Annotated in this window: 1 protein-coding gene; it reads right to left on the bottom strand. The window is 66.8% G+C overall.

From position 1 onward, the window contains the following. Positions 1-16: 16 nt before the first annotated feature. Complete coding sequence (gene manD / locus AC1DEM_RS21600) at positions 17-1,246, bottom strand: D-mannonate dehydratase ManD (RefSeq protein WP_476886324.1); 1,230 nt, start codon at positions 1,244-1,246, stop codon at positions 17-19. Positions 1,247-1,277: the final 31 nt, after the last annotated feature.

Raw genomic sequence — 1,277 nt, 5'->3', positions numbered from 1 at the left:
ACCGGTCAGGGTCTGGTCACCAGTCATGGACGGTGCCGTCCACGAGGCGGTTGTAGGGCAGGTAGGCCTGCTGGTAGGGGAACGCGGCGGCGGCTTCTTCGTTGAATTCGACGCCGATGCCGGGTTTGTCGCCCGGGTGCAGGTAGCCGTCSACGAACGTCATGGACTGCTCGAAGACCTCGTTGGTCTTRTCCGAGTGCTGCATGTATTCCTGGATCCCGTAGTTGTGGATCGCCAGGCCCACGTGCAGCTGCGCGGCGAACCCGACCGGGGAGATGTCGGTGGGGCCGTGGAAACCGGACTTGACCTGGTACTGCGCGGCGAAGTCCATCACCTTCTTCAACGGGCTGATCCCGCCGAAGTGGGTCGAGGCGGCCCGGACGTAGTCGATCAGCTGTTCCTTGATCAGGGTCTGGTAGTCATAGACGGTGTTGAAGATCTCCCCGATCGCCAGCGGGGTGGTGGTGTGCGCCCGGACCAGGCGCAGCGCCTCCTGGTTCTCGGCCGGGGTGCAGTCCTCSAGCCAGAACAGGTCATAGGGCTCCAGCGCCTTGCCCAGCTTCGCGGCCTGGATCGGGGTCATCCGGTGGTGCCCGTCATGCAGCAACGGGATTTCCGGGCCGAACTCGTTCCGGACCGCCTCGAACACCGTCGGCAGGTGCCGGAGGTAGGCCCGGGTGTCCCAGTCCTCCTCCTGCGGGAACGCGCCCCGCCCGGCCGGTTCGTAGTCGTACCGCTCCCCCGAGGCCTGGGCCTGCGCCGCGACCCCGTACACGGCCTTGATCCCCGGGACCGCGGTCTGGATCCGGATCGACTTGTAGCCGAGCTCCAGGTGCTCGCGGACCGAATCGAAGAGCGAGGGCAGGTCCGCGCCGGACGCGTGCCCGTAGGCCCGCAGCCCGTTCCGGGACGCCCCGCCGAGGAGCTGGTAGACCGGCATCCCGGCCAGCTTGCCCTTGATGTCCCACAGCGCCATGTCCACCGCGGCGATCGCGGCCATCGTCACCGGGCCCCGGCGCCAGTACGAGGACCGGTACAGGAACTGCCAGGTGTCCTCGATCCGGTGCGGGTCCTTCCCGATCAGCAGCTGMGCGACGTGCTCCTTCAAATACGCGGCCACCGCSAGCTCACGCCCGTTCAGCGTCGCGTCCCCGATCCCGGTCACCCCGTCCTCCGTGGTGATCCGCAGGGTCACGAAGTTCCGGGAGGGGCTGGTCACGAAGACTTCAGCGGCAATGATTTTCACAACAGGTCCTTATCTGCTCTTACGGGGTGTC

The sequence above is a fragment of the Arthrobacter sp. 05T420 genome (assembly GCF_056396305.1).
This window is presented reverse-complemented; position numbering and strand designations above follow the sequence as displayed.